A 3,406-nucleotide genomic window follows, 5' to 3' on the forward strand; every position below is an offset into this window, starting at 1 on the left:
ATATTAGATACTTTTATGGAAGATAATATTAAATTTGTACCAGATGAAACAAAAGAATATTTATTAGATTTAGGGGTAGAAGGTGTTTTAAATAGTGTTGAAAAAAATATAAACCCTCTTTTTAAGTCTCTTGATATTGAGAAAATAACTATAGAAGAAGTAGAAAAAATGCATCCAAGAGAAATTCATTTACTATTTAAATCATTTGCAGGTGACTTCTTTATTAAACTTTATATATATGGAGCTTTTGGTTTTATATTTGGCGTGAATGTTTATTTATCAATAATTCTTGCACTATCAGATATTGCATATACTAAAAAGATAGAAAAAAGATTATCTACTTCTCAAAGTAATCTATTTAAAAAATAAATAATTGAAATAAAAAAGTTTATAGAAAAATCTCTATAGACTTTTTTATTTTAGAAGAAATTATATTTTATATGATTTTAGGATAAATATGATTATTAATTTTAGTATTGTTGTAATCTATTAACTATATAAATTAAGTAAGTTTTTTATAAAAAAATGGATAAAATTTATAAAATTCCTAAATATAATAATGAATTAGATTTAGGAGGGACTTTAATGAAGGAAATAAAAAATTTTATAAAACCAATTCTATTTTTGACAATGGGAATATTTCTATTATCATTAATACAAAATGTTAATTTATCATCTGTGATGACGAAAATACAAGCAAATATTTATGAAGGACTAAAGGTAGTTAAGATAACAGAAGAAAAATCAGAAATTAAGGATGAGAATTTTACAATCAGATTCAAAGTACCAAGTATTCATTATGAAAAAGATAAACAAGTTGAAAAAACAATTAATAATTATATAAAAAAGAATATAAAAGAATATATAAATATTCAAAGACAAGTGAATAAGATGAATACATATGAAGAACCACATACTTTAAACATAACTTATAGTGTTGTTTTTGAAGATGAAAATATGATAAACATAATAATAGAAAAGGATACTACATGGGGAACAAAGGATTATAAATATGAAAAAGATAGTTATGTTTTTAATCTTAAGAATGGAGAAAGAATATACTTAGATGAGTTATTAAAAGATAATGAAGATTACAGTAGAATAATAACAGAGACTATACAAAAGAGATTAAATGAGAAACATCCTCTATATTATAATTTAAATATTGATAGAAATACTAATTATTATATTCAAGATAGATATATAAACATATACTATAATCCATACAAGCAGAGTGAGAATAATTTAGCTTATGAATTTAAAATTCCTTTTGATATTTTTAAGAGTAATATAGAACCATCAAGTAACTTTTTTTTTTAACTGATATTAGCAGTGAAAAGGTAAATAAAACGAATAAGTATCTAAAAAGTACATTAGAGATACCTATAATAAACAGTAGCAATAGTGAAATATCAAATAAAGTAAATAAAAAAATTAAAGATGATATTATGAATTTTTATGAAAAATCATTGAAAGAAGCAGAGGATTTTTTAGATGATTTTCAGTTAGAAGAGAGTAATTTTATTGCAGACGCATCTTATGAAATTAAGAAAAATTCTACAGATGTAGTAAGTTTAATTATTAAATATTATAAATATAGTGGAGGAGCTCATGGGTATTATGAGTATGTACCTTATAATATTGATATGAGAAGTGGAGAATTTTTAGAAATAAGTGATTTATTTAAAGAGGATGTAGATTATAAAATAATTATTAATAAGGAAATTAATAATCAGATTAAATTGTTAGGCAATAAAGAAGAGAATATTGAAAAAATATATGATTTTTATAGTATAAAAGATAATCAAAAATTTTATTTACAAGATAAAAGCATAGTGATTTTTTTTGACTTATACGAAATTGCACCATATGCAGCAGGAATACCAGAATTTCCTGTTGAGGTAGAAAACATAAAAGATAGCTTACAAAATAAATATATAGATTTATTAAAATAAAAAATTCGCTTCGCTTAAGCCACTGCGTGGGCGCTCCACTTCATGTCGCCAACGGCTTTGCCCGTTGCTCAAAATTTATTTTTTACAACTTCTCAAACACATTGATAATGCTTTAACCTAGGAGTTTTTCACAATTGCAAACTCAATATAATTTCCTTGTATGTAAAAAATACTATCAGATTTTTTTCTGATAGTATTTTTATATTATATTGTAGGATTTAAAGATGCTATTTTGGTTGTTGCAACATAAACCCTTGATATTTCATACCAAGTTTTAAAATCCACTACGCCAGTTTGAGGTAGACCGAAAATTTGTTGGAATGTTCTAACTGCATTAGCTGTTTGTTCACCATAAACACCATCTTCAGCTACTTTTGGTATTGCTGGATATGAATTAGATATGGCATTTAATTGATTTTGGATAGTTCTTACATAGTTATTATTAGATCCGACTTGTAGGGTAAATCCTGGGAATGATACAGGAACACCACTTACAATATTAGCTTGAGCGAAAGTTATATTATCACCATAGAAATATCTTAATATTCCTTCATAGTCATAACCTTGATCTCCTAAATCTTTACTTCCCCATTGAGTCATTTGATCTGGACATTGAGATTTCTTACCATCACAATACTGAGCAAGTAATGGCTGTCTAGCAGTAGGAGGTCTTCTAATAAAAGTATTAAAAATATCATCTACGACTACACTAATATTTTCAAAGATATTTCTATTGTGAGTATATTTATGATCGTAAGCTGTTGAGGAAGTAATTGTAAAGTTAAGTCCTTTATTTCTATACCATTCAGTAAAAACTCTATTTAATGTAAATGATATTATTGCAATAACATTTGCATATATAGTTTGCTCTGGCCAAGTGGAGTAAATTTCAGAAGATGCAACATTTTTTATATATTCTTTAAAAGGAACCCAATAATTCTGTGCACTTGTATTTTCAGGCAAGCCATCATGAACAACTATAAACTCTGGAACAACAGGTTCATCTAAAACAACAAAGCCTGTAGGAGGAGGTATTGGTTTTAAACTACTTTCTGGAATCTTTGGCGGAAAGTTTCCCCAAAGTGTATGTGCAGATATATCGTATATAATTTCAGTTTGTCTTTTTCTAGAATTTCTTTTTCTATTTAATGGAGTCATAGGAACACCTTGTATTGCAGTTTCAGATGGCAATATTTGAGAACCGTTTATTACCACTGTATCATAACCTTCAGAGACAACTTCTACAATATATTCACTGTAAGGTTTCACATCAGAGGGTTCTAAAGAATAGATAATATCTGGTGCCTCTAGAGTTAAAGTTCGAACTTGACCAGACTCATTAGTTTGCAAATTACTATAAACGATACCGGTATTATTATATTCTTCATCTAAGCCATAGATATTTACAGTAGCATCTTGAATAGGTCTATTTGTTGAAGAATCTATAACAC

General features: G+C 26.3%; 4 protein-coding genes. 3 read left to right on the forward strand and 1 reads right to left on the reverse strand.

The features are described 5' to 3' along the window. The 3 genes from J7G74_RS04635 to J7G74_RS04645 form a co-directional block, all read left to right on the forward strand. A partial coding sequence (locus J7G74_RS04635; RefSeq protein ID WP_297132456.1) for a hypothetical protein occupies positions 1-369 on the forward strand: 369 nt, incomplete at its 5' end. 216 nt (positions 370-585) lie between these two features. Beyond that, on the forward strand, positions 586-1,320 hold the full coding sequence (locus tag J7G74_RS04640; protein WP_297132457.1) for a PdaC/SigV domain-containing protein: 735 nt from the start codon (positions 586-588) through the stop codon (positions 1,318-1,320). A 5-nt stretch (positions 1,321-1,325) separates the two neighbouring features. Continuing rightward, positions 1,326-1,955, forward strand: coding sequence for a DUF3298 and DUF4163 domain-containing protein (locus tag J7G74_RS04645; protein ID WP_297132461.1), 630 nt, complete (start codon positions 1,326-1,328; stop codon positions 1,953-1,955). Positions 1,956-2,159: 204 nt separating this feature from the next. Here the strand turns inward: J7G74_RS04645 and sleC are convergent. Further along, a partial coding sequence (gene sleC, locus J7G74_RS04650) for a spore cortex-lytic germination protein SleC (RefSeq protein WP_297132459.1) occupies positions 2,160-3,406 on the reverse strand: 1,247 nt, incomplete at its 5' end.

It is taken from the genome of Terrisporobacter sp., assembly GCF_017888745.1.
GTDB lineage: Bacteria > Bacillota > Clostridia > Peptostreptococcales > Peptostreptococcaceae > Terrisporobacter.

Excerpts from the sequence above, each read along its gene's own strand:
- J7G74_RS04640 (WP_297132457.1), top strand. The coding sequence starts at position 586 with ATGAAGGAAATAAAAAATTTTATAAAACCAATTCTATTTTTGACAATG.